Annotated in this window: 3 protein-coding genes; all 3 read right to left on the reverse strand. The window is 38.6% G+C overall.

Annotated elements, in window-relative coordinates; all coding sequences use genetic code 11:
• Positions 1-1,972: hypothetical protein (locus tag AC1DND_RS26695; protein WP_477585729.1), on the reverse strand; the 1,972-nt coding region annotated here is incomplete at its 3' end.
• Positions 1,918-2,442, reverse strand: a complete 525-nt coding sequence (locus AC1DND_RS26700; RefSeq protein WP_477585731.1) for a hypothetical protein — start codon at positions 2,440-2,442, stop codon at positions 1,918-1,920. The genes AC1DND_RS26695 and AC1DND_RS26700, both read right to left, overlap by 55 nt.
• Positions 2,443-2,453: 11 nt before the next feature.
• Positions 2,454-3,417 (reverse strand): hypothetical protein (locus tag AC1DND_RS26705; protein WP_477585732.1); only part of this gene is annotated, 964 nt, incomplete at its 5' end.

Genomic DNA, 3,417 nt, shown 5'->3' on the forward strand with positions numbered 1-3,417 from the left:
CTTCTAACTCTTTCTCTTTTGTTCCTTTTTCTACCGCCTTACGCTTTTCATGAAGCGCCGCTAAATGGGTTTCGTACTCTTTCTGTGCATCAGTTTCTTCTTTCCTGGCTTTTTCTATTTCTTCAGCACCACTTTTCTGCTTTTCTGCCAATTCAGATTTTATTTTTTTCGTTAGTTCGTTGATCTCTTTTGTTTTATCCGATTCTGTATTTTTCCGTAGTAAAACTATTCTTTCTTTGTATTCCTTTTCAATCGCTTCGCTTTTAACGGCATCACCTTCTGTTGACTTGAGTTCTCTTGTTTTTGTTTCCAGCTCAGTTTTTAAGAGAGATTCTTCTTTCTTGATTTCATCGTCTGTTAAGACCTTACGCTTATTTATTTCGGCCTTCCTACTTTCTAAAGTCTTTTTTAACTGAAGTTCAGTTTGGGTCAGTTCATTTTCACGTTCTTTTATACGAGCTCTTATTTCTGAAGACTTTAATTCGTAATTGGCTTTAATTGCCTTTTCGGCTGTTACAAGCTCCGCCACCTCTGCTTCTTTATGCGTTACCGGCAAAGCCTCAGGCGCTTTTCCAATGGTTTGGTATTCGATTTCTTTGCCTGTATGGTACAATAATAACAGGGTATTGCCTTTATTTACGCCTGCCAAATGTTCTACAGCTCCTGCTTTGCGGATATAATCATAAAATGAGATATTGGTAGACAGGCTTTTATTCCTTTGCGACCGAATATCAGTTAAAGTACCTATATTGATATAAGGCCTGATCATCAACACATTTAAGCCTCTATGTAACAAGGTGGCGGCCATGAGGTAAGCCATTAGCTCTACATTGCCATCGTTATTAATGATTTTGACCATGAGCTTCATCCCACTTACGTAGGTTACAATTAAATCTGTATACACTGTTTTAAAACGGTTTTCATCAAAATCAGAAAATTCTAAAGTAAGCGTAGCAATTAACTCCTCGATGTTATCGTTGAAACGGGCAACCAGGTGCAATACTTCACGCTGCAGATCGTCGGGTGTTTGTTCCAGTCTGCCTTTACTATTATTTATTTTGCTATAATTGGCCTGGTTGATGCGTTCGTTAACCATACCAGCTTTAATAAAAGCGGTGTTTATATTGCTGAATATAGATTTTTTCTCAGTATTAACGCCTGAATCACTGAAAGTTTCCTTTCCAGCTGCATTTGTATGCGCTGTAGCTTCTTTTTTAACATTTACACCGCTCACGGCATCTTTAGCTGCATCTTTTACATCATCAAACCGKGCTATCATTTTTTCAGCCAGGGTACTGTATTTGATCAGGTTATTGAGATAATATAACATTACATTGCGCCATACCAAATATTGCGAATCGAGATCAGGATAGCGGCATATCGTTTTCACGGTTCCTCCTTCGCCCATAAAAATAGAACGGACCTTAAAGGGCAGGTTAAACCGGCGTTGTAGTTTTTTGTACTGCAAAACGGCTGTATCTTCTGGCATAGCTAAATGGCCTTCCATTCTAAAAAAGCTGGTATCGGTTAAATTATACAGTAGTGGTGCTTCTAACTTGCTCATACCATACTGCTGCAGGTTTGCAGGCATTTGATAGTGATAACTGAGCGGTTTACCATTATCGCAGCCAAGACATAAAGATTCGTTCCAGTACTTTTCAAATTCATCGATATTGGGATCGAAATAAATTGGGAAAGCCCGCTTGCCAATGTTTTGCCACTTTTCTTTGCTTGGTGTGGCTAAAATGCCCCTTTCGCCTTTTTCGGTTAAGGAATCATAATAACCGTTTAACATGGTCAAGGTTCTTCCAAAAACCGAAACCAGTTTTTTGCTCCAGTCTTTATACTCATTAAATAAAGGTGAATATTCAAATTCCTGACGGTAAATGGAGGGAGGACAAGCCTTAGTCCCCAACATCAAATGCATTGGAAAGGCATCTTCATTGGGTAAACAAACGCTATGTAGATGCATGGCGTATTTTCTTTACCTAAATCATCGCAGCTTTTACCCAAGCAGCTTTTAAGATCCCTTGCTGCTGATTCTAAAAACAGCACAACCACATAATCGCTTAAAATTAATGACGCATTAATTGGTGTGGCCGCCACCGCAGCTGCATTTTCTGCAGTAACCAATTCTAAAAGCGGAGCTTTATTAAAATATTTATAATCTAATCCATCTGGCGGAGTATATGGTTTAAAATGTGTTAAATCGCATTCGCCCAGTGAAATCAGAAAGCCCCAGGAGGTAACGCCTACCCCTTTTGAGATATGAACGGTATTTACGCCAAAAGTTGCATGTAAGCCACAAACGATCCCTCTTCCAATCAATCTAATCCTGGTTAATCTGCTTTCCTGAAACAAGAACTGTTGCATGGTATTAAGCTGACCTGCCGTAAGTACCTGGTTTTCTTCAAAAACCGTTGTTTTATTAATGAGTTCCATAGCTAGATTAATTAAAAAATGCCAATGTTAGTTTGATTTAGAATGAGTGGGTTTTTCTGCACTTCGTTTTCGTTGCAGCTGTGCAACTTTCCGGATGGATAAACACTCCTTAAACCTTGTATTATTTCTATAAAATTTTTAAGTGCCTTAACTCTTTCGGCATCGCCAGTACTTGTGGTATTGATTTGAATGAGCCAATTTTTATACGCTTTTTCGAATTGCCCCATTTGCAAAGGATTTATCCAACACACATTGAGTACAACATGCGCGGGGCATTCTTCCCTCAATGTTTTCTCAATAAAAGTTCTAAAGTTTCGATCGCGGAAACGGTCGGGCCAATAGGGCAACACGGCTGTCATTACAAAACTATAGGTATCGGCAATTTTGCACTGTACACAATCTACATCGGTATGAATGTTTAATAGTTTATCAAAATCGCGTTTTTTTGGCCTTAACAGGATATGTTCAATCAAGTGGATACCTTCTCTATCAATGAATGTCTTATTAAAAAAAGCAACCATATCCGAAATGGCCAGTTTTTCCATCCCAGCCCTGATTACGATTGTTTTTGGCGTAACGTTTTTAATTGCAAATAACTTGGTATAGGTAACTTTGGGTGCTACTAAAAAATCTAGTTCTATATCCGAAATAATGGTTGTTTTATTATCAGCAAAGCTGATGGTTAGTATCCGAAAATCGATTAAAGCTGCCGAAGGCTTGATTAAGCTCATAGTATCGCCGATTCGCAATCTATCAGTCAAATCGGTTCCGGTTATGGTTAGCTTACGGCCATTTTCGTATAGGTAAGCGTTAAATGTTTCGGTAAAACTTAATTTTCCATCAGGATAATTATTAGGGAGTGTTTCATTAATTTCTACCTTGATGTTTGGCCCCAATGCCACGGTATTGTTTACGGAATAGGTACCATTATTGGACAGCGAATCAACAATCTTAACTATCGGTGAAGCGGTGCTG

Source organism: Pedobacter sp. 01N416, assembly GCF_056399685.1.

What these genes read in the sequence shown, in the direction of transcription:
- AC1DND_RS26700 (WP_477585731.1), bottom strand. Translation starts at nt 2,442, where the DNA reads ATGGAACTCATTAATAAAACAACGGTTTTTGAAGAAAACCAGGTACTT.